Here is a 315-nt window from a genome sequence, read left to right as displayed (position 1 = left end):
GGCTGTATAATAGGGCTGGTATGGTGCTGGGGATAGACCTGTACCTGTGTCATCCTTGCGTTCCAGGCCACTGATCCAGCCGCTCAGCCGGTGAATCGTGGAGTGCTCGAAGACCTCCTTGACTTTGATGTCCGCACCCAGTACTTTGCGTACTTGAGAGACCAGCTGCGCAGCTTTGAGTGAATGGCCGCCCAGTTCGAAGAAATCATCATGAATGCCGATTTGTACGATGCCCAGCAGCCTGCTCCAGATCTCTGCCAGCTTCTCTTCAGTCTCGTTACCCGCGCCTTCGTACCTACTCTGCATCTGGCTCAG

General features: G+C 54.9%; 1 protein-coding gene. It reads right to left on the bottom strand.

Translation table 11 applies throughout. The annotated features are described in order from the left end of the window. Positions 1–315: phosphopantetheine-binding protein (locus C162_RS29110; RefSeq protein WP_036700615.1), on the bottom strand; the 315-nt coding region annotated here is incomplete at both ends.

This window comes from Paenibacillus sp. FSL R7-269, assembly GCF_000517865.1.
Taxonomy (GTDB): domain Bacteria; phylum Bacillota; class Bacilli; order Paenibacillales; family Paenibacillaceae; genus Paenibacillus_AQ.
This window is presented reverse-complemented; position numbering and strand designations above follow the sequence as displayed.